At 41.4% G+C, this 21,561-nt stretch carries 25 protein-coding genes, 1 pseudogene and 1 riboswitch; of the genes and pseudogenes, 15 read left to right on the forward strand and 11 right to left on the reverse strand.

The features are described 5' to 3' along the window. The first annotated feature begins 143 nt into the window (after window positions 1-143). The 3 genes from ACY8DT_RS08000 to ACY8DT_RS08010 all read left to right on the forward strand — a co-directional run bounded on the left by ACY8DT_RS08000 (window position 144) and on the right by ACY8DT_RS08010 (window position 1,927). Window positions 144-626 carry a DinB family protein gene (locus ACY8DT_RS08000; protein ID WP_462419795.1) on the forward strand — a complete coding sequence of 161 codons (483 nt, stop codon included), beginning with the start codon at window positions 144-146 and terminating at the stop codon, window positions 624-626. 128 nt (window positions 627-754) lie between these two features. Next, window positions 755-1,195, forward strand: coding sequence for a YaiI/YqxD family protein (locus ACY8DT_RS08005; RefSeq protein ID WP_462419796.1), 441 nt, complete (start codon window positions 755-757; stop codon window positions 1,193-1,195). Window positions 1,196-1,312: 117 nt separating this feature from the next. After that, window positions 1,313-1,927, forward strand: coding sequence for a DedA family protein (locus tag ACY8DT_RS08010; protein WP_462419797.1), 615 nt, complete (start codon window positions 1,313-1,315; stop codon window positions 1,925-1,927). A gap of 7 nt (window positions 1,928-1,934) precedes the next feature. On the opposite strand, the gene ACY8DT_RS08015 is transcribed toward ACY8DT_RS08010, so the two are convergent. The 3 genes from ACY8DT_RS08015 to ACY8DT_RS08025 form a co-directional block, all read right to left on the reverse strand. Beyond that, entirely contained in the window at window positions 1,935-2,231 is a 297-nt protein-coding gene (locus tag ACY8DT_RS08015; RefSeq protein WP_052255539.1) for a HesB/YadR/YfhF family protein, read from the reverse strand. Between the two features lie 86 nt (window positions 2,232-2,317). Next, window positions 2,318-2,536: a helix-turn-helix domain-containing protein gene (locus ACY8DT_RS08020; protein ID WP_052255540.1), complete on the reverse strand. Its 219-nt coding sequence runs from the start codon at window positions 2,534-2,536 to the stop codon at window positions 2,318-2,320. A gap of 14 nt (window positions 2,537-2,550) precedes the next feature. Further along, the gene (locus tag ACY8DT_RS08025) at window positions 2,551-3,198 is read right to left on the reverse strand and encodes a DUF2975 domain-containing protein (RefSeq protein ID WP_462419798.1); all 648 of its coding nucleotides are present in this window, start codon (window positions 3,196-3,198) and stop codon (window positions 2,551-2,553) included. A 236-nt stretch (window positions 3,199-3,434) separates the two neighbouring features. Then, window positions 3,435-3,535, forward strand: a riboswitch (SAM riboswitch). Window positions 3,536-3,616: 81 nt separating this feature from the next. On the opposite strand from ACY8DT_RS08025, the gene ACY8DT_RS08030 reads away from it, so the two are divergent. The 6 genes from ACY8DT_RS08030 (at window position 3,617) to ACY8DT_RS08055 (ending at window position 8,577) form a co-directional block, all read left to right on the forward strand. Continuing rightward, on the forward strand, window positions 3,617-4,714 hold the full coding sequence (locus ACY8DT_RS08030) for a 5-methyltetrahydropteroyltriglutamate--homocysteine S-methyltransferase (RefSeq protein WP_462419799.1): 1,098 nt from the start codon (window positions 3,617-3,619) through the stop codon (window positions 4,712-4,714). A 167-nt stretch (window positions 4,715-4,881) separates the two neighbouring features. Further along, a complete protein-coding gene (chrA, locus tag ACY8DT_RS08035) occupies window positions 4,882-6,096 on the forward strand; it encodes a chromate efflux transporter (RefSeq protein ID WP_462419800.1) in 1,215 nt (404 codons plus the stop codon). 26 nt (window positions 6,097-6,122) lie between these two features. Beyond that, window positions 6,123-6,533, forward strand: a complete 411-nt coding sequence (locus ACY8DT_RS08040) for a hypothetical protein (RefSeq protein WP_462419801.1) — start codon at window positions 6,123-6,125, stop codon at window positions 6,531-6,533. A gap of 25 nt (window positions 6,534-6,558) precedes the next feature. Continuing rightward, entirely contained in the window at window positions 6,559-7,341 is a 783-nt protein-coding gene (locus ACY8DT_RS08045) for a Cof-type HAD-IIB family hydrolase (RefSeq protein ID WP_462419802.1), read from the forward strand. Window positions 7,342-7,461: 120 nt separating this feature from the next. Further along, window positions 7,462-7,929 carry a Dps family protein gene (locus tag ACY8DT_RS08050; RefSeq protein WP_462419803.1) on the forward strand — a complete coding sequence of 156 codons (468 nt, stop codon included), beginning with the start codon at window positions 7,462-7,464 and terminating at the stop codon, window positions 7,927-7,929. A gap of 180 nt (window positions 7,930-8,109) precedes the next feature. Beyond that, complete coding sequence (locus ACY8DT_RS08055; protein WP_462419804.1) at window positions 8,110-8,577, forward strand: Dps family protein; 468 nt, start codon at window positions 8,110-8,112, stop codon at window positions 8,575-8,577. A 36-nt stretch (window positions 8,578-8,613) separates the two neighbouring features. Here ACY8DT_RS08055 and ACY8DT_RS08060 read toward each other — a convergent pair whose 3' ends face one another. The 8 genes from ACY8DT_RS08060 to ACY8DT_RS08095 all read right to left on the reverse strand — a co-directional run bounded on the left by ACY8DT_RS08060 (window position 8,614) and on the right by ACY8DT_RS08095 (window position 15,857). Continuing rightward, window positions 8,614-9,264 carry a metal-dependent transcriptional regulator gene (locus tag ACY8DT_RS08060; RefSeq protein ID WP_462419805.1) on the reverse strand — a complete coding sequence of 217 codons (651 nt, stop codon included), beginning with the start codon at window positions 9,262-9,264 and terminating at the stop codon, window positions 8,614-8,616. A gap of 34 nt (window positions 9,265-9,298) precedes the next feature. Beyond that, the gene (locus ACY8DT_RS08065; protein ID WP_462419806.1) at window positions 9,299-10,393 is read right to left on the reverse strand and encodes a metal ABC transporter permease; all 1,095 of its coding nucleotides are present in this window, start codon (window positions 10,391-10,393) and stop codon (window positions 9,299-9,301) included. Then, a complete protein-coding gene (locus ACY8DT_RS08070; protein ID WP_462419807.1) occupies window positions 10,390-11,262 on the reverse strand; it encodes a metal ABC transporter permease in 873 nt (290 codons plus the stop codon). The genes ACY8DT_RS08065 and ACY8DT_RS08070 overlap by 4 nt, the downstream gene beginning before the upstream one ends. After that, complete coding sequence (locus tag ACY8DT_RS08075; protein ID WP_462419808.1) at window positions 11,262-11,987, reverse strand: metal ABC transporter ATP-binding protein; 726 nt, start codon at window positions 11,985-11,987, stop codon at window positions 11,262-11,264. The genes ACY8DT_RS08070 and ACY8DT_RS08075 overlap by 1 nt, the downstream gene beginning before the upstream one ends. Before the next feature lie 10 nt (window positions 11,988-11,997). Next, window positions 11,998-12,921, reverse strand: a complete 924-nt coding sequence (locus tag ACY8DT_RS08080) for a metal ABC transporter solute-binding protein, Zn/Mn family (RefSeq protein ID WP_462419809.1) — start codon at window positions 12,919-12,921, stop codon at window positions 11,998-12,000. Between the two features lie 136 nt (window positions 12,922-13,057). Continuing rightward, window positions 13,058-14,611 (reverse strand): BCCT family transporter, encoded by a 1,554-nt coding sequence (locus ACY8DT_RS08085; RefSeq protein WP_462419810.1) that lies wholly within the window; start codon window positions 14,609-14,611, stop codon window positions 13,058-13,060. 81 nt (window positions 14,612-14,692) lie between these two features. Then, window positions 14,693-15,118: a hypothetical protein gene (locus ACY8DT_RS08090; protein ID WP_462419811.1), complete on the reverse strand. Its 426-nt coding sequence runs from the start codon at window positions 15,116-15,118 to the stop codon at window positions 14,693-14,695. A 16-nt stretch (window positions 15,119-15,134) separates the two neighbouring features. Beyond that, entirely contained in the window at window positions 15,135-15,857 is a 723-nt protein-coding gene (locus ACY8DT_RS08095; protein ID WP_462419812.1) for an SDR family NAD(P)-dependent oxidoreductase, read from the reverse strand. Between the two features lie 127 nt (window positions 15,858-15,984). Between ACY8DT_RS08095 and kynU the strand changes: the two genes are divergently transcribed. The 6 genes and pseudogenes from kynU to ACY8DT_RS08125 all read left to right on the forward strand — a co-directional run bounded on the left by kynU (window position 15,985) and on the right by ACY8DT_RS08125 (window position 21,547). Further along, entirely contained in the window at window positions 15,985-17,250 is a 1,266-nt protein-coding gene (gene kynU / locus ACY8DT_RS08100; protein ID WP_462419813.1) for a kynureninase, read from the forward strand. Further along, entirely contained in the window at window positions 17,250-17,879 is a 630-nt protein-coding gene (locus tag ACY8DT_RS08105) for a cyclase family protein (protein WP_462419814.1), read from the forward strand. The genes kynU and ACY8DT_RS08105 overlap by 1 nt, the downstream gene beginning before the upstream one ends. Then, window positions 17,872-18,714 (forward strand): annotated as a pseudogene (gene kynA, locus ACY8DT_RS08110) (tryptophan 2,3-dioxygenase). The gene ACY8DT_RS08105 and the pseudogene kynA overlap by 8 nt, the downstream one beginning before the upstream one ends. A 15-nt stretch (window positions 18,715-18,729) precedes the next feature. Next, on the forward strand, window positions 18,730-19,050 hold the full coding sequence (locus ACY8DT_RS08115) for a hypothetical protein (RefSeq protein WP_462419815.1): 321 nt from the start codon (window positions 18,730-18,732) through the stop codon (window positions 19,048-19,050). Window positions 19,051-19,236: 186 nt separating this feature from the next. After that, the gene (locus ACY8DT_RS08120) at window positions 19,237-20,385 is read left to right on the forward strand and encodes an NAD-dependent epimerase/dehydratase family protein (RefSeq protein WP_462419816.1); all 1,149 of its coding nucleotides are present in this window, start codon (window positions 19,237-19,239) and stop codon (window positions 20,383-20,385) included. A 28-nt stretch (window positions 20,386-20,413) separates the two neighbouring features. After that, the gene (locus ACY8DT_RS08125; protein WP_462419817.1) at window positions 20,414-21,547 is read left to right on the forward strand and encodes a glycosyltransferase family 4 protein; all 1,134 of its coding nucleotides are present in this window, start codon (window positions 20,414-20,416) and stop codon (window positions 21,545-21,547) included. Window positions 21,548-21,561 lie beyond the last annotated feature (14 nt).

Below are 21,561 nucleotides of genomic sequence, written 5' to 3' on the forward strand. Positions count from 1 at the left end.
TATAATTTACATATTATAGACAAGAGTTTGAAGTAATACTACTATGTAGATATACGAATAGGGGTGGTTTTTATGACAGACATTAACCAGATGGGGTTTTATTGCTAAAAGTCAACGTGCAAAAAATTAAAAGGGGTTTTATAATGACGCATGTCAGGGAATTATTAATCAACCAGTTTCAGGCGAATGCAGATGATCCAAGTTTCTATGCACCGGTGAGTGCCGCTTTACAAGATTTGACCGAACAGGATGCAGGGTTTAAAGTTCATCCGGAAGCAATGACTATTTTAGAACTAGTGAATCACCTTATTTATTGGAATAGGACGTGGCAGCACCGCTATAAAAATAAAAATTTCAAAAGTGTAGAAAGCATTGATAATGATGATACATTTTTAGATCATGACAATTCTTCTTTTGAAAATAAAAAGAATGAACTTATCGAACTGTTATTATATTGGAATGAATTATTGGAAGAGTCGCAACTGGATGAAGGCGTCGAAGGATTTCCGGTCGACGCAAAATGGTGGGAATTGATCAGTAACGCAGCTGCCCATAATTCTTATCATATTGGACAGATTGTTTTTATAAGAAAAGTGATGGATAGTAAATGGAAGTCTGATATGTGATCATGAGAGACAAAGACAGATGATGTGATCCAGTAATTGCCGGGACAATCCATTAAACGCCTCGCGACTCATCCCGCATGCGCGGAAGGACCGTTAAAATAAACTAACAGAAAGGCAGGCGTATTTTTATGCAGATCATAGTCGATGCGGATGCGTGTCCTGTGAAGGATATTATATTTAAAACAACGAAGAATAAAAATATTTCTGTAACACTCGTTTCGAGCATCTCACATTTTTCCAATCAGGAGGTACCTCCACATGTGGAGACCATTTATGTAGATGCGGGCCGGGATGCGGCAGATTTCAAAATTGTTGCACTTGCATCAAAAGATGATATTGTCGTCACTCAGGACTATGGGCTTGCTTCTTTACTCCTGCCCAAAGGCACGACTGTGCTCCATCATAACGGTTTTGAATATGATGATATGAATATTAATCATCTGTTGAACACCCGCCATATAAGTGCAGCAATCAGACAGGGAGGCGGCAGGACAAAAGGTCCGAAGCCGTTTTCAAAAGATGATCAGCAGGCATTTTTAAAATTGTTTCAAGAGAAGATTGAAAATTAACCCCTCCAATATGGCGGGGTTTTATACTTCATGAAAATAAAAAATAATATGATTTGTTTATCCAGCCGTTAAGTTATAAACTATAGAAATCTTAAGTATAGGTAAAAGGTGAAAAGAATGATTGATTGGTTAACGACTATAATGAATGATTTCGGGTATGCAGGAATCATACTTTTAATAGCGATAGAAAATATATTTCCACCTATTCCGTCAGAAGTGGTATTGACATTCGGAGGCTTTATGACCACAACTTCTGAGCTCACGATTCCCGGTGTGGTCATCTCTGCGACAGGGGGCTCTGTACTTGGTGCAGTGGTTCTTTATTACATCGGTGTTCAGTTGAGTGTCAAAAGGCTGGAAAAAATCATTGATAGATGGGGACATATTCTGCGCGTAACAAAAGAGGACATTAAAAAAGCGGATAAATGGTTTGATAAATACGGCCCATGGACAGTATTCTTCTGCCGCTTCATTCCGCTGATCAGAAGTCTGATTTCAATTCCTGCGGGGATGTCTAAAATGAATGTGCTGTTATTTTTAGGTTTAACGACTTTAGGCACACTGATATGGAATATTGTACTCGTCTACCTGGGTGCTGCTGTCGGCAACTCCTGGGAAGATATAGTGGGTTATATGGACATTTATTCCAATATTGTCTACGCTCTCATTATCATCGGCGTCATTGTCCTGATTGTACTTTACATCAGAAAAAGGAAATCATACAACAATTGATGGCCTTTTACTGTTCTATATATTCAAAAACGACCTCTTCTTTTTCTTCATCGTACTCGACTGATAAATCATGGCCATCAAAAAACCATAGATCAGATTCATTGATATAAAACTCAATACCGTCCTCTTCGTATTCGACCGCTTTTTTCCTGTCATCTTTATCCAGTGTAAAAGCGAGAGAATATCCTTCACGGATTTTACTGTCGCCGTAAATCTGGACAATAAAACGCACCTTACTGCCAGATTCCAATTCCACTTCTTCTTTGAACCAGTCTAATGCATTGTCTGTTACTGTAAGCTTCATATCACACACTCCTTAATGTTGATGCCAACCTATCATTGGTTTTATCCTATAACTATTTATAGAAGAGTGCAAATATTTAGAGCTTTCTAATTTTCTTCTCTATCTTCTGGAGCGTATTCCAGAATATCTCCCGGTTGGCAGTCGAGAGCTTTACATATTGCATCCAATGTTGAAAATCTGACGGCTTTAACTTTACCGGTTTTCAAGTTGGACAGATTGACGATGGACACGCCGATTTCATCGGCCAGTTTTCCGAGTGGCATCTTTCTGTCTGCGAGCACTCTGTCGAGTCTGACTATTATCATGTTAACCACCCTTTCTAAACTGTTGCATCATATTCTTCCTGTAAGAACGCACCATATTTGAATACTTTAGCAAGAATCCAGATGATAATTCCACTGAATAATATCATAAGGTTAAAATTAAGGTCTAACTGGCCGAAAGAAAATATGAACTGATCATCCAGCTCCGTTGTAATTTCCATTACAGAGAAAGTCTGCATCATCAAGTTTTGAACAGCGAGTTTTGCCAGTGCATCAATTATTGTAAATACCATTAGAGTATATCCTGCAAATTCTATGAACCGGCTGTTTTTAAGTGTAAAAATTTCGCCGTGTTTTAAGTTATGCAGCCATCTGTTGATGAAAAATAAAATAAGAGCAACGGTAATGAGATAGAAGAATTGTGATACAAGAGCGAGCATGATTGCAGTCTGGTCCAGGCTGATGGATTCGAGATAAGCCTCAGTAATTTCCAAGGTCAAACCTGTGCTTTCGTATGTTCCGACAACTGGCAGCTGTGTCAGTCTGTCTTCAATCAGATTCAATGGCATAAACGGCACAATGACGATACCTGCGAGTACGGCAAGAACGCCCAGAATTAAAATTATCAAAGGGATGAAAGAGAGAACGTAAAGCACTTTAACCATCGTTCTGAAGCGTTTATGGATTACTGCGTTTTCGGTCATCGGTAAAACCTCCTTTATTTTATATTACCAATATACACTAATGTTTAACTCTTTGCAATAATTATTTAATGATAAACATTAAATATTATACTTATAACATTAAAAGTATAAAGGGGAATACTGTCATCATGGTGTTTCCATAAGATGATTAAAGATTTTATGATTTTAAAATTTTCCGATAAATCATTGACCTTACTTATCCCGAGTGATAATATATGGATTAACTAAATAATACTTTCTTATCAAGAGAGGTGGAGGGACCGGCCCGTTGAAGCCTCAGCAGCAGACCATTATTGGAACTGTGCTAATTCCTGGAGTGCAAGCTCCCAGATGAGAAGAGATGACGGACGTTATCCTCTTTTTATCAAAGATAAGAAGGGGATTTATTTATAATTAAAACACTTTAGGAGCGGATAATATGACAAATGTAAAAACGGGACCTTTCAAAGCGGATCACGTGGGGAGCTTACTCAGACCGGAGCGGATTCATAACGCACGTGAAGCCTATAAGAATAATGAACTTTCATCAAGTGAACTATATGATATTGAAACTGAAGAGATTACTAAAGTCGTTGATAAACAGATTGAAGCGGGATTGAAGGCAGTGACCGATGGTGAATTCAGAAGACGTTTCTGGCACACGGATTTCCTTGAAAATTTAAACGGTGTTGAAGGCTACGTTCCTGAAACCGGTTATGCATTTGTCGGTGAAGAAACCGAAGCCTGGGATGTGCGCAACAAAGGAAAGCTTTCATTCAACGAAGACCATCCGCATGTTAGAGATTTTAAATTATTCAAAGAAATTGTCGGTGACCGTGCTGTTGCAAAACAGACCATCCCGAGTCCAAACCAGTTATTCAATGCAGGTATCAGAGACCATGAATACTATTCTGATGTTGAAGATTATGCAGACGATGTCATTCAGACATACAGAGATGCTGTCAAAGCATTTTATGAGGCAGGCTGCCGTTATCTTCAGTTCGATGATGTGTATATCGCGGGACTGAATGCCGAAGAGCTGCCGTTCAACGACAGCGGTCTGGACAGGGAAAGACTGATTGACCTTGCACTGCGTGTCGTCAACGGCGTGCTTGAAGACAAGCCCGAAGATCTTGTGGTAACAACGCATTTGTGCCGTGGCAACTACCGTTCCAAATGGGCATTTGAAGGCAGTTACTCAAAAATTGCACCGGTTCTGTTTGCCAAAGAAAAAGTGGACGGTTTCTTTTTAGAATATGATGATGACCGTTCAGGCGACTTTCAGCCGCTGGATGAAATTCCGAACAACGGACCGCAGGTGGTCCTTGGACTCTTCACTTCAAAGCATGGTGAACTTGAGAGCAGGGAAACAATCAAGGAACGAATTGAAGAAGCCAAGCAGTTCATCCCTAAAGAGCAGATTTCACTGAGCCCACAGTGCGGCTTCGCTTCGACTCACCACGGAAACATTTTGACTGAAGAAGACCAGTGGAATAAAATCAAATACATCGTTGAACTGTCTGAAGAATTACTGTAATTGAAATGTAAGGCGTGCAGCACATTGAGTGCTGCATGCTTTTTTTATGCTTCTGACTCAGCGCTGTTACAGATGTTAAGAGTTTGTATAATTTTATGATTCATATGGATTAATATGCAAATCACTGGTAAATTTGAAGATATTAACTTTATTATACGGAGGAAAACATGACCAATCATTCAAACTCTAATAACAATAATCAATCAGGCAGCAATCTGATGGAAATCTTACTGACTTCACTGCGCCTCGGTCTGACTTCTTTCGGCGGTCCGGTTGCACATCTCGCTTATTTCAAAGAGGAGTATGTAAATAGAAAGAAATGGCTCGATGATAAATTATATGCGGACATTATCGCTGTCTGCCAGTTCCTGCCCGGACCTGCAAGCTCGCAGGTCGGCATTTCAATCGGTATGCTGCGCGGCGGTATAGCGGGCGGGATATTATCTTTTCTCGGATTCACATTGCCATCTGTTTTAGTACTGATCATTTTTGCACTGCTGTATCAGAACCTGGATTTGGAGGGGGCTGTTTTCATAAACAGCTTGAAAGTCGTTGCTGTGGCAGTCGTGCTGCACGCACTGCTCGGCATGGGTAAAAATCTTGCACCGGACATCCCGAGAATGCTTATGGCGATTGCTGCGGCAGGTTTGATGCTGATCTACCCGAATGCATGGATTCAGATCCTGACAATCTTACTCGGCGGTCTGCTCGGATATTTCCTGTTTAAGAATAAGGCAGAAAATAAAATAACAGATTTTAAATTTAACCTGACACGCAAAATAGGCATCATTTCATTCAGCACACTTATCGGACTGTTGATTCTGCTCCCGTTACTCAATTCACTTTTCGATAACCAGTACTTGAATATATTCGATATATTCTTCCGTGTCGGTTCGATTGTTTTTGGCGGCGGTCATGTTGTCCTGCCGATGATCGAGAGGGAAGTTGTACCTACAGGGCTTGTTTCGGCTGATGAGTTTCTGGCAGGTTACGGAATGGCCCAGGCGGTGCCGGGACCTTTATTTACATTTGCAAGTTATTTGGGAACGGTTATGCTGGGGACGATGGGCGGCATCATCGCAACGATTGCGATGTTCCTGCCATCATTTCTGCTTGTGATGAGTGCATTGCCTTTTTTAAATCTGCTGAGAGGCAATAAGAAATTCCAAAGCATTCTGATGGGAGTCAATGCGACGGTGGTCGGAATTCTGCTTGCAGCATTTTACAATCCGGTGTTTATAAGTGGTATTAACTCCGGCAGTGATTTTTTCCTGGCGTTGTTATTATTCTTCCTATTATATAAAATGAAGGTGCCTGCGTGGATGATAGTTATTCTTGGAGTTGCTGTCGGATATCTATTACAATTGTTACCAGGACTATAGTATTTTCAAGGATAGGAATGAAGCTTTTGTATATTTTATTGTTCGTTTTATTTGCAGGGTTGGTCATCAAGTCATTTTACACCCATTACTTTTCCAAAACAAAGCGCTATTTTGCTTTTGATGATTCGAGATATCGTGAAGAAGATGATTTCTTGAAAATTCACGCACTCAATATTGGTAATCTTGAAAGAATCTTTTTATATTTGATGCTTGTTACATACCTTATTGCTCTGGCCGTATTCATCTTTACCGACCATCCGGCAGCAATCTGGATACTTGCTACGGTTCTGGCCTGGCAGTTTGTACTCAGTTTATTCATCGATTTGAAGCTTTACTCAGCATTTCATGATAAAGGGCATCTTTTCATGGTGGTCATATGGCTGATTTTGATTGTAGTGTTGTATTTTGGATTGTCCAGATTTGATATTTACGCATAATTTATGATTAGGAGCAGTGCATGATATGAGTAATCAGAAAATAATATTCTTTGATATAGACGGAACGCTCTATAACAATGAAAAAGTAGTGCCGCAATCCACTAAAGAGGCTGTGAAGGCTGTAAAGGACGCCGGTCATATTGTGGCTATTGCGACCGGCCGTTCACCGTTCATGTATGAAGACTTAAGGGATTCATTGGGTATCAATACCTTTGTGAGTATGAACGGCAACTATGTGGTGTATGAGGACGAACTGATCTATACCAATCCTTTGGATGCCAAAAGACTGGAAGACATCACAGAAATTGCCATGGAAAATGATCATCCACTTGTATATCTGGATGATCAAAACATGCTGTCCAATATGCCGGAACATGAATATATGACTGAAGGCATTTCAACATTGAAGCTCGGCTTTATGCCCGGACACGATCCGGATTACCACATTGACCGCGATATTTATCAGTCGTTGTTGTTCTGTCCTAAAGGTGAAGAGTACCTTTATAAAAAGCAGTTCGAGGATTCATTCCAGTTTATAAGATGGCATGCCTATTCGATGGATGTCTCGCCCAGAAATGGATCCAAGGCCGAAGGCATAAAAAAAGTCGTGGATAAGATGCGGTTTGACATTAATGATGTATATGCTTTTGGCGACGGTCCGAACGATATCGAGATGTTGCAGTATGTTCCGAACAGCTTTGCCATGGGAAATGCACAGGAAGAAATCAAGATGCAGGCGAGACATGTGACAAAAAGCGTTGAAGATAACGGCATTATGCACGGACTGCAATCAGCGAATCTGATTTAATCAAAAATTTTGTGATGTTTATAATTGAGATTACCGGGAAAATATATAGTGTTGAAGAACAATGAAACTATATATCAGAAGTTGAATAATTAATAAAAATTATTTGGGAAAGGTGATTTCATGGTACAAGTGACAGAAAAGAACAAAGTTATCGAATCATTGAATAAGCAGTTGGCGAACCATACAGTTTTATGGGGAAAGATTCATAATTACCACTGGTACGTCAAAGGCCCTCATTTCTTTTCACTGCATACGAAGTTCGAAGAACTGTATGAATCCACGGCAGTCATAGTAGATGATCTGGCAGAAAGAATTTTAGCGATTGGCGGTCAGCCGATTGGTAAGCTGGCAGAAGCGCTTGAGGAATCCAGTATCGATGAAGGTGAATACGGTTTGAATGCCGAATCGATGGTCAAGCAGCTCGTAGATGATTATGAAGTCATTGCTGCAGAGCTGAGAAGCGGCGTCAAGGAAGCAGAAAATGCAGGAGATGATTCGACTGCAGATATGTTTATCGCATATATCCAGGGTATTGAAAAAGATGTCTGGATGCTGCAGGCTTATCTTGGTGAAGATGTTTCCAAATAGTGATTGGACAACCCCTGCGGGATAGGCTCCTGTAGGGGATTTTTAATATTTTTATAGGTTAAATTGAATGGCTGAAAACTCTTTATTTATAATCATTCTAAATAGTGTTGCGAAAGCATTTTTGGTATGTTATATTATATATAAGTTATTTATAATAATTCTAAATAAGGAAGTGTTTTCATGGTACAAATAACTGAAAAGAACAAGGTCATTGAATCATTGAACAAGCAGTTGGCGAACCATATAGTCTTATGGGGAAAACTTCATAACTTCCACTGGTATGTCAAAGGTGCACATTTCTTTTCCCTGCACACTAAATTTGAAGCGCTTTATGACTCGACTGCAGTCATAGTGGATGATATTGCAGAAAGAATTTTAGCAGTTGGCGGACAGCCTGTAGGTAAGCTGAAAGAAGCACTTGAAGAATCAAGCGTTGAGGAAGCAGAGTACGGACTGGACGATCAGGCGATGGTCGGACAGCTGATAGAAGACTATGAGCTGATCATTGCAGAACTAAGAAGTGGTGTGAAAGAAGCAGAAGCTGCAGGAGATGACTCCACAGCTGATATGTATATTGCTTACATTCAGGAAATCGAGAAGAATAACTGGATGTTACAGGCATATCTTGGTAATGATGTTTCAAAATAATGACATTAAAAAAGAAGGAGCGTCCGCTCCTTCTTTTTATTTTGGTTCAACAAAGAGATAATTGCCAATTGAAATGCTTATTTGTATTTCCATATCATCGCTGTCTTTGAGTGTAATGAGATCAATGGATGTATCTATATCTATGATGGTTATATGGTCCCCTATATTCAAATGCTGATTTTTAAAATATTTAAGCAGTTTTTCTTCATCGACGATTCTTGAAATTACCACTTCAGATCCGGCTTCAGCTTCGGAAATGGTGACAGTATGATTTTCCTGCACATCCATCAGGTCGATTTTTATCGCTCCGCCATGCGGGCAATACTCTGGAAAATTGAGATACGCCTCCAGCTTGTCTGCCACATGATCGCTGGTTGTATGTTCAAGCAGCTCTGCCTCAGCATGGACATCTTCTATACCAAACCCCAGTTTCTCAAATAAAAACACTTCCCACAATCGGTGTTTTCTGATGATTTCTTTAGCATAAGCCGTTCCTTCATCAGTTAAAATACTCCCTTTATAAGGAGTGTACTCCACCCATTCCATTTTGACGAGACTGTTCATCATTTCCGTCACAGTAGGGGGAGAAATATTAAGCCGTCCTGCCACTTCCTTGTTTGACACGCGATTGAAACGCCCGCCAAGCTCAAACAACACTTTTATATAATCTTCTTTCGTCGGGCTCAAACCGTACACCTCCGCTTTATTATAGTGTTAATCATCAATGAGGTTTCAACTCATACTTTATACGGGAATAATGAGTAAATTCTTCACCGCGGAGTGTCAGCATGTATTGATCATCGGTTTTTACAATGTAGCCATCCACTTCCAATATTTCCAGCTGTTTTTCAGTTTCCGCCTGAGTCAGGTTAAAGTGTTTAGATATTTCCTGAAGAGAAATCGTTTCATGTTCATCTTCACTCATCAGCATCAAGATCATTGCATGCATGAATTCTTTTTTCTGACGGCGCTTCTTTATTTTAAGAATGATATAGCCATCGGGTTTGAATAAAAACACCACGATGAAAATTAAAAATGCAACAGTCGCAGTCGCACCGGACATCGACAGGTCAAGATTGTAACCGAGCAGGTATCCGAGTGTGCTGTTTAAAACGGCAAAAAAAGCGGTTAAAAATATCATATGACTCAGCCTTTTTACAAGTAGATAAGCGGTCAGTACCGGCGCAACAAAGAAATTGATGACAAGTATTGCTCCGACTGCATCAAATGCGACCACTGCTGTAACAGATACAAGAGCCATGAGCATATAATAGATCAACGTAGTGCTGAATCCGATGACATAGGCAAATTTAGGATCGAATGTTGAAACTTTGAGCTCTTTATAAAACAGTGCGACAAACCCGGTGTTGATAACCAGTAACAGACCGAGCTGCCAAAGGGCTCTCGGCACACTGTAGCCGAAGATTTCAATTCTGTTAAGCGGTGCGAATAAAACTTCGCCTGCGATGACAATGTCTATATCCAAATGTATATTGTCAGCATATCTGGATATCAGAATGATCGCAATCGCAAACAGTGCCGTAAAGACGATACCGATTGAGGCATCATTTTTAATCAGGTTCGTCTGGTTGATCAGCTGTATCAGGTAAACGGTCAGCACACCGACGAGAGCTGCACCGATGATCAGCCAGGGCGAACGGATATCCTGTGTGATGAAAAATGCAAGAACAATTCCGAGAAGTATTGTGTGACTTATTGCATCTGTCGTCATTGCCTGGTTTTTCAAAACCAGGAACACACCTAAAACACTGGTTGCGAGTGAAGCGATGATGAGTACGAACAGAACTTCTATCATGACGTCTCACCCCGCATTTTCATAATTTGGCGTGTAACCAGGCCTTTTCTGCCAAACAGCATGGAAATGAACACAAATACGCTGAGTACAATGATGATTGACGGTCCTGTAGGAAAACCGGCAAACGCCGTACTGATATAAGTGCCTGTAAATGCAGCAACCGCACCGGCCAGCCCCGCAATCATCATGACCGTATTGAATCGATTGGACCATAATAAGCCAATCACTCCGGGAGCAATCAAAAGATTCACGATCAGTATGGCTCCCACAGCTTTTAAACCCACTGCTATCAATAGTATGGTCATCGATAGAACTAAAAAGTTAATGAGGGAGGGGTTGATACCTACCGTCGAACTGTAGACCGGATCAAAAGTATAAATACGGATCTGGTGGTAAAAGATGATGAATAATAACAGACTGATGATTGAAGCGGTCAATATCAGATAGACATCGAGTCTTAGCATATAAGCGGCCTGGCCGAATATATAATCATCGATACCCTGCGTATTCTGGAATGCCGGGTTGCCCTGGACAAAACTTTTAAGTGCCATTCCGAGACCGAAAAAAGATGACAGTATCAAGGCCAAGGCACCGTCCAAAGTGATTTTGGAATGATTGGTGATCATCTGTATGAAGAAAAATGCGATGATGCCGAAAATGACGGCACCGACGGCCAGTGAGAATGTATCTGTGACACCGACCAGCATAAACGCAAGAATGATTCCCGGGAAAGTTGCGTGACCGATGGCGTCACCAATCAGACTCTGGCCTTTGATGACACTGATGGTCCCGACGATTCCGCTTGCAAATGACAAAAGTGTAGTACCGATGGCGACAATTAAAAATGTGTAGCTTGTCAAAAGTTCCATTATCTCACCGCACTGACTTCGTTGTATGCTTTATCGATGTTTTCACTCGTCCATACTTCGCTGATTTTTCCGCTTGCGACAATGGTTTTATTCATAATGACGACGTGGTCGAAATATTCTTTGACCGTATCAAGGTTATGGTGGACGACCAAAAAGGTCTTGCCCTGTTCCTGCAGCGACTTGATCGTTTTGATAATCAGTTTCTCTGTCGTAATATCAATGCCCTGAAGCGGCTCATCCATAATGTAAATATCAGCATCCTGACAAATTGCACGGGCCAGAAACACACGCTGGCGCTGACCGCCTGACAGCTCGCTGATCTGACGGTTTCTGAACGCTTCCATCTTCATTTCCCTCAGCGCCGACATGGCAATTTTATGGTCTTCCTTGTCAGGTCGTTTGACCCAGCCTTTATGAACGTATCTGCCCATCAATACGACATCGAGTACTGTAGTCGGGAATTCCCAGTTGACTTCGCCCTTTTGAGGCACATAGGCAATGTTCTTCAATGCTTTTTTACTTTTTGAACCGTTGATATGAATCTCTCCTGATACAGGTTTTATCAACTGCATGATCGATTTGATCAGCGTCGACTTACCGGCGCCGTTCGGGCCGACTATTGCAGTGATGCTGTTTTCCTGTAATGTCATATTCAAATGCCATATCGCCGGCTTTTCATCATAAGCAACAATTAGATCTTTTATTTTTATAATATCTTCAGTCATAACAGAGCTCCTATTTTAAATTCTCGACGATTAAATCGATATTGTGCTTGAACATACTGATATACGTATCTCCTGATGAACCTTCCGGTGCGAGTGAGTCGGAAAACAGTGCCCGGTCTTCGCCGCTCACAATTTCGACTTCACCGCCATCTGAAGCAACGATTTCCTGAAGACGCTTCATACGATCCGGATTTGTAGTCGATTCCAGAAATATCGCGTTGATGTTCCGTTCTGCAATCAGATTTGCGGTTTGTTGAATCTGGTTGTTCGACACTTCTGAATCGGTGGAAAACCCCTGCGGTGCGTGTACATCGATATCATAGCTTGTGGCGAGGTATCCAAAAGCATCATGAGGTGTAATAAGAATCCGTGATTCACGCGGCACCTCTTCAATGCGGTTTTCTACATAATCATGAAGGTCATCCAACTCTTCGAAATAAGCATTTAAATTATCCTGATAACTCTCTTCGCCACCTGGATTCTTCTCAACCAGAATATCCAATACATTCGTCATAGATTCTTTATATAAATCTATATTGAACCAAAAGTGCGGATCGACTTCCGAGCCGCCTTCTTCCTCCATCGTCTCAAGCGATGAAGTATCCAAATCATCTGCCACAGGTATTCCGGTTTCAAGCAGGTCGATCATGCGTCCTTCAAAGTTCAGTCCCTGATATAAAATAAAATCCGATTCATTTATCTTTCGCAGATCACTGGCTTTCGGCTGATACACATGCGGATCTTCGCCGGCGGGGATGATGAGTTCAACGTTGAAATGATCGACATCCTCTTCCAGCACCGATACCATGTCATATAAAAATGTTGTTGTGACAGCAATCTGAGTTCTGTCATCCGTTTCAGCACTGTCGCCCTGCGTGCTGCACGCCGTAAGAAACATAGCAGAAACAGCGATGAATAATATCATTTTTCTCATCAATAAACCTCTTTCCAGTGAATATATGTATGTCAATTTGATATTTAGGATACCCTAAACATTTTATTTAGTCAACTCTAAATAAAAAGGCCATTGCAGATTGATTTCCGCAATGGTCTTTTTAAAATCTATTGAGTTAATCGTCTTTTCTGATGTTATATTTCCATGCCTTATCTTTATCCATCATCTTCATGGCGGCAATAATCAGGATGAACTGAATGGCGATGATTGGTATGCCCATCATGCCCGATATCACTTCAAGAGGCTCGAGCCCGCCAATCTGCATCAAGGTCAGTGCAAGCACAGTAATGATTATGGACACCAGTATGCGGACGAATTTGGAAGGATCCTGTTCACTCATATCGTTTTTGCTTGTGTATGCCGCGATTGTAAAAGTTGTAGAATCCAGTGTTGTTGTCAGGAATATTAATGCAATGATGATGAAAATTATCATGACGATGCCAGATAAAGGCAGTGTCTCCAAAATATCCGGTATGATTGAAACCGGGTCATTTTCAGCTGAGAGTGAAAGAGGATCGAGCTGTCCGTTCAGCTGACGGTGTACTCCGATGCCTCCGAGAATACCTGTAGCAAGCCAGGATAATGCTGTCGGAGCCACCAAATAGGTGAGTATCATTTCTTTTACAGTACGCCCTCTTGATATTCTTGCTGCAAAGACACTGTGGAGCATCGCCCAAGTGGCATTATAGGCAAACCAGAAAACCAAATGATTTTTAATGAAAGCTGTTTGTTCTATCACAGTCGATTCTGTAAAGAACGAAAACGTCAAGTAATTGGATAATAGATGGCCGACTGTATCAGTAAAGAAATCCATTATGAATATGCCGGGGCCTATGATGACTACAAACAGTGCAAATGCGCCTGCCATGTACATGTTGAGGACACTCAGGCGTTTAATGCCTTTATCGATTCCCACATATGCACTGATTGAAAATAAAATAACCCATACTATGGTGACGATCAGTGTCATCGTAAACGTCACATCAGTATCGAGTAATGAAGCGAGATTTGAAGTGATGATCGGTGTGCCGAGACCTAATGTCACCGCAGCACCGGATAAAATACTCACTAAGAAAAGGATATCCAGTAATATACCGCCGAGACCGTCAGTGAATTTATCTCCGAACAATACTCTCGTTGCTTCCGAAATACGCATCTTAGGCTTCTTCTTAACATGGATGATATAGGCAATTGCAGGTGCTGCCATGACAAATATTGAGAACGTCTGGAAGCTCCAGATGAACATTGAATAGGAGTTGCCCCACAGCATCGCTTCCGGACCGCCGGCTTCAACGCCGGCAGGCGGGTTGTTTGCGATTTCCGTCCATTGAATCATGCCGGTCCTCATAATTGTTGAGCCGAGGCCCATGGCAATCAACAGGCAGGAGTATTGAAATAAAGTGAAATCAGGTTTTTCTGCCGGATCGCCCAGAACCACTTTCCCGTACTTGGAAAAGGAAAGATACAATCCGATAATAAGTAAAATGTTTGCGTACCAAATATATCCCCAGCCAAAGTTGGTCACAATTGCATCAAATATCTGGTTGAGTAGCTCGAGTGACTCTGATTCATATAAGGCAAAGGGTATACAAATGATTAAAATAATGACGACTGCCGGAATAAGAATCCTTTTATCTATCAGATTCCAACGATTATTATTTCCATCCATACTCTACACATCCTCTTTATATGAAATTTACATACAAGTGTAACATAAAAAGCACGCTTATAAGCGTGCTTTTTATGTTGATTATTTTTCCAGCAAAGCCTCTTCTTCATCACGTGAATGGATTTCGTTCACTATGATGATTGAGCTCGAGTGATCAACAAGTTTCTGAAAATCAATCTCTTTATTTTCCAGTTCCTGCTTCATCAGATCTACAATGATTTTCATGAGATCATGATCACGGGTCAAATGCTGAACTTTATCGTGGAGGTCGGGATTTTTCTTGACTGCCAGAGTGTACAGCCCGTCCTCTTCCTCTTCAGTGTCGGCATGGACGATGATTTTGCCTTCTACAAATTCAATGAATGATTTGATTTCTTCAGTCAAATGCTCATGTTTCTTTTCTATGAGCAGTTCTCTCATCCCTTCAATTCTTTCCTTCGCACCGCCGAGACCTGCATCATGAATCGCCTTATGGGAATCGAACTTTTTTAAAGCGGGTCCTACCATTTTAAAATCCCCTTTCTTAATCTTCTTTTGGTAATGGGTTTGTCGCCCACATTTCAGTGTTTTTAACGAATGTACGCGGATGAATCTTTAAGTTATTAACAATTATATCAGCAATATCCTCAGGCTGGGTCATAGTGTCCTCCTGGAGCGTATTGTTGCCGATCAGAGCGGTATTGACCGCTGAAGGTGTCAAATAAGACATGCGGATGTTATGCGGTCTCATTTCTTTGAGCAGTCCTTCTGTCATTCCGATGACAGCAAATTTTGTTGCCGAGTACAGTGAGCCGCCCGGACCTGAACGGAGGCCTGAAACCGAAGCGATGTTGACGACGTCTCCCTTCTCCTGCGCCACCATTTCAGGCAGAACTGCTTTTAACATATGATATATTCCGAAGACGTTTACCTGCATCATCTTTTCAAAGTTTTCCGTTGTGGACTCTAAAAATGGTCCGCTGCCCATCATGCCGGCATTGTTGATTAAAATATCAATTGAATCAAATTCTGAAGCGATTTTTGATACAGCATCTTTCACATCAGCCTCATCTGCAACATCCGCCTGTACCGTCAGGACTTTGACACCGCTGTCAGCAAGGCCTTTTTCAGCAGTGTCCAATGCACTCTGGTCCCGGCCGATGATTGCCACATTCACACCTTCGCCCGCAAGCCTCAGTGCGGTCTGGTAGCCAATGCCCCGGCTGCCTCCCGTAACAATCGCATTTTTACCCTGTAAACTTTGCATAGAAACACTCCTGTCATCATTTACTGTCATTGTATCAAAGGCGTGCTTATCAATCATTGATAAAGCATTTGTATTTATATAAAATAAAATTAAGATGATATAGTTAACCATAAGGGGAGATGTCATGATGGAGAAATGGTTGGAAATTGCACAGGAACATGACCGAAAAGACAAGATTCATAAATACAGGCAGGAATTTTATATCGGCGAGAATCTATATTATATGGACGGGAATTCACTCGGCCTGATGAGCAAACGCGCCGAACAGTCGACACAGGATGTTTTGAATGATTGGAAAACGCTGGCGATCGAAGGATGGACGAAAGGTGAACGGCCATGGTTTTATATGTCGGAAAAGATTGGCGAGTCCATGGCGGGACTCATCAATGTGGACAAAGAAACAATACTTGCCACAAATTCAACTACGACAAATATTCACCAGACGGTCAGAACGCTTTATCAGCCGACTGAATCAAGAAATAAAATTTTAGTTGATGAGCTGAACTTTCCGTCAGATATTTACGCGGTCCAGGCCGTGCTTGATGATCACGGGTACCCGGACAGTCTGCTGAAAGCAGAGAGCCGTGACGGACATACTTTAAAAACAGAAGACATTATTGAATTGATGGATGATTCTGTTGCCCTCATTCTGCTGCCGGCAGTTTTATACAGAAGCGGTCAGATTCTTGACATGGAAAAATTAACGGATGCAGCTCATGAAAAAGGCATCATCATCGGTTTTGACTTGTGTCATTCAATCGGTGCGATACCTCATCATCTGAAGGCATGGGATGTGGATTTTGCCGTGTGGTGTACTTATAAGCATTTAAACGGCGGACCGGGATCGGTTGCGGGACTTTATGTCCATCCGAAACATCATCATTTGGGAGTGTCGCTGAAAGGCTGGTTCGGAAATAATAAAGAAAGCCAGTTTGATATGAATCACGAATTCGATGGAGCGCCGGATATCAGCCAATATCAGATCGGTACGCCGCATATTCTATCGATGGCACCGCTCGCTGGGGCCCTCTCTTTATTCAACGAGGCGGGAATGGATGAAATACGGAGCAAATCACTGAATCTTACGGATTTCATGCTGGAAATACTGGATGCGGAATTTAAAGAGTTTGATATTGAAATGGTGACACCCCGCAGCCATGAAGAGCGCGGCGGTCATATATTGATCGGTCACAAACATGCTGCCGGCATCAATGAAGCTTTGAAATCAAAAGGCGTGATACCTGACTTCAGGGCTCCGAGCTACGTGCGTATTGCACCGGTTGCACTTTATAATACGTTTGAAGATGTTTATCACACGATGAGAATTTTAAAAGAAATCATGGAAACGAAAAAATATAAAGACTTTGATAATAAACGGGGTGTGGTCGCATAATGTGGATTGATATTACGCAGACGTTAACGAATGATATCGCACACTGGCCGGAAGATACACCGTTCAGTTTCGAAGTGCCGGCAACAAAGCAAGATACCGGTTCAGTCAATATCGGAAAAGTGACAACGAGCAGTCACATAGGCACGCATATTGATGCGCCGTTCCATTTTGATGACAGAGGAGAAACCGTCGAGGCACTGGATATCAACCGCTACATCGGTGAAGCCACAATAATAGAAGTGTATAATCAGAATCAAATTACAGAAGCATTACTTTCTGAACATGATATAAAAGGCACCATATTACTGGTGAAGACACAGCAGTCATATGAGCCGGGCGTCTTTCCGGAAGAAGTGCCGGTTTTAACTGAAGAAGCGGTCAATTATATTTCCAGTATCGGGATAAAGCTGTTCGGTATCGATGTACCGTCAGTGGATGATATTGATTCCAAAGATTTAAAGATTCATCACACACTCTATGAGAACGACATCATGATTATAGAAAATGTTGTACTGGAAGAAGCGCCGGGCGGATATTATGATTTTATCGCTCTGCCGCTTAAGATAGAAGGTGCAGACGGATCACTTGTAAGGGCGGCCGTTAGAAAAAGGGGGAGTGAAGATGTCTGAATATCAGGATAAGACATTGAGCGGGGAAAGCGTCAAGACAGACTTCAAGAAAGACATGACATACGGGGAATACTTGTCATTGGAACAGGTACTCACAGCACAAAAACCTTTATCTGATGAACATGATGAGCAGTTATTCATCATCATCCATCATGTCTCTGAATTATGGATGAAACTGATGATACATGAACTGAATTCAGCAATAGAGGATATCAGTAAAGACGAATTCAGGGTGGCTTTTAAAAAGCTTGCGAGAGTTGCAAATGCACAGAACCAGATTATTACTTCATGGGATGTATTATCAACTTTGACACCGAGTGATTATTTGAAATTCAGGGATATCCTTGCGAATGCTTCAGGGTTTCAGTCCTATCAGAACCGGATGATGGAATATTGTCTCGGATTCAAGACGACTCATGCGCTGAAAATATATGAAAAAGACCCGGAAGTACATGCTCGATTAAAGAAGCAGCTGGAAACCCCGAGCATCTATGATGAAACGATCAAAGCGGTGCACAGAGCAGGATTTGATATTGATGAATCCGTTCTGAACCGTGATATCACACAGGATTATGAACCGAATGACACAGTAAAGGAAGCATTTAAACAGATATACCTTAACCCGGAGGAAAATTTTGAACTGTATGAGCTGCTTGAAAAGCTGGTGGATATTTAAGACAGGTACAGCCAGTGGCGATTCAGACATATGAAGACTGTGCAGAGAATCATCGGTTTCAAAACCGGCACGGGCGGCAGCTCAGGAGTGAATTACTTAAAGAGAGTGATCGACAAATACTTCTTTAAGGAACTGTGGGACTTGCGGACAGAATTATAATGAGGAGGAAGCGCCATGACAGAGTTTGGTCAGACAAACATTTTCGATGATGTCATTAAAGAGGATGAAACGTTTGTAATAGTGGTTCAGGAAATAATCGATGAACCGGGCGGGCTTCAAAAAAGAATGCTGCGGGAATATCCGAGCCTCAAGATGGATCAGATGAAGAATCTATTTGAACATTTGAGAGATTTTTATTTGGAAGAAGAACTTTCTGAAACTGGGAAGTATTTTGCTATTACTGTATATACCAATGAAGATTATGCAGGGGAAAATATATATGCGCACATCAAAAGATACCGTAACAGCAAGGATTGGACGGCTACTACAAAGTAGAAAGATTATATTTAAAACTATAAGTGTGTATAAATTCATCCTACATTAATATATACCTGGAATTTACAAAGATATAACATGTTGTAAAGAGAGAATAATTTGTTAGTGAGAGGATTAATATCTATAATAGATGTGTATACATAAGTATACTTAAAAATTATACGAAGTGAATCGGAGGATGTTCAAATGAGAATTATTGTAGCTGGAGGAGACGGTTTCTGCGGATGGCCGACTGCACTCTATTTATCTGAAAAAGGTCATGAAGTTACCATAGTAGATAACCTGGTTAGAAGAGAGTATGACAAAGAACTTAATTCTAACTCAGTTACACCAATTGCATCGCTGGAAGATCGTGTTGCGAAATGGAAAGAACTGACTGGTAAAGAAATCAAGGTTTACGAAGGTGATTTAAACCATTATGATTTCCTGAGTCTTGTATTCAAACAGGAAAGACCTGAAGCATTTGTTCATTTTGCGGAACAGCGTTCGGCACCATACTCCATGATAGACAGAGAGCATGCAGTGTATACACATCAGAACAACGTCATCGGAAACCTGAATGTACTGTATGCAATCAAAGAATTTGAACCGGACTGCCATTTGATCAAATTAGGTACGATGGGTGAATACGGCCAGCCTAATATTGATATAGAAGAAGGATATATCGAAGTTGAGCACAAAGGAAGGAAAGATGTTCTTCCATTCCCTAAACAACCGGGTTCTTTCTACCATCTGACAAAAGTGCACGACACAGACAATATCATGTTCGCATGTAAAATCTGGGGTATCCGTGCGACAGATCTTAACCAGGGTGTTGTTTACGGTCTGAATACAGATGAAACTTTAAAGGACCCTGTCCTTGTAAACCGTCTGGATTATGATGCGATCTTCGGTACTGCCCTGAACCGCTTCCTGACACAGGCTGCGATCGGTCATGATATTACAGTATACGGTGCAGGCGGACAGACAAGAGGTTACCTGAACATCAAAGATACAGTCCGCTGTGTTGAAATTGCAGCTGAAAATCCTGCAGACCGCGGTGAATTCAGAGTGTTCAACCAGTTCACGGAATCATTCTCCGTTTTGGAACTTGCACAAAAAATACAAAAAGTCGCGAAAGGCCTCGACATAGACGTAGAAGTTTCAAACGTCGAAAACCCGCGTGTTGAAAAGGAAGAACATTATTATAATGCAATCAATACAGCACTGATCGACTTAGGTCTGGAACCGAACCTTCTGACTGATGAAGTGCTTGAAGAGATACTTGAATATTCACTTCAGCATAAAGATAGAATCATAGTGGATAACGTTCTCCCGACAGTGACATGGAAATAAGAGTTTAGAAATGTGGAGGCATTAACGGATGAAGATAGCGATTGTAACAGAAACATTTTTACCATCGACCGATGGAATTGTAACAAGGTTGAAGAAGGCAATCGAATATTTTTTACGTGAAGGCCATGAAGTACTGGTAATCGCACCAGATCTTGGTGTGACAGAGTACAAGGGTGCAAAAGTGATTGGTGTAAAACCGATCACTTTCCCTTTTTACAGGTATAGAAAATGGGGTTTTCCATCACGTAAAGTTTATCATGAGCTGAAGAAGTTTGAACCGGATGTTATCCATGCAGTCAATCCATTGCTGATGGCCACAAGTGCAGTTAAAGCTGCGCAAAAATTGGATCTTCCTCTAGTTTCTTCCTATCATACTCATTTGCCGAAATACCTGGATTTTTACAAAATATATAAACCTGCCAAACCATTACTATGGTGGTATATCAGAAGACAACATAAAAATGCGGATATTAATCTGGTTACTTCTGAAACGATTAAAGAAGAACTGAATACGGAAGGCATCGAACGCCTGTCTGTAATCCCGCGTGGAGTCGACGTTGAAAAACGCCACCCAAAATTTAAAGATGCAGCGATGAGAGAACGGCTTACAAATGGGGAACCTGATAATAAACTTCTTGTCTTTATCGGAAGGCTGGCAATTGAAAAAGAAATACATAAGCTTTTGCCCATGCTTGAAAAGCGGTCGGATATCAGCCTCGCAATCATCGGAGACGGCCCTGCAAGAAATGACCTTGAAAAAGTCTTTGAAGGCACCAAAACGGTTTTCACCGGATTTCTGCATGGTGAAGAGCTTTCTCAAGCATATGCTTCAAGTGATGCTTTCATCTTCCCGAGCATCTCGGAAACACTGGGCTTGGTCATATTGGAAGGCATGGCCTCAGGCCTGCCGGTCATTGCAGCAAAAAGCGGACCGACTATGGAACAGGTTACGCATGAAGTCAATGGCATGCTCTATGAAAATGAGGACCTCAACAGCCTTTTGGATGCTGTTGAAGTCATTGATGACGAAGAGAGATTCAATAATATAAAAGTAGAGGCACGAAAAGAAGCTTTGAAGTTTTCATGGGATAATGCCTCCAAGCGGCTGCTGGATTATTATAAAGATGCAAGAGACCACCATTCGATTGGAAGAAGTAATTAACATTAAAGGAGTGA

This window comes from Salinicoccus sp. Marseille-QA3875, assembly GCF_054950095.1.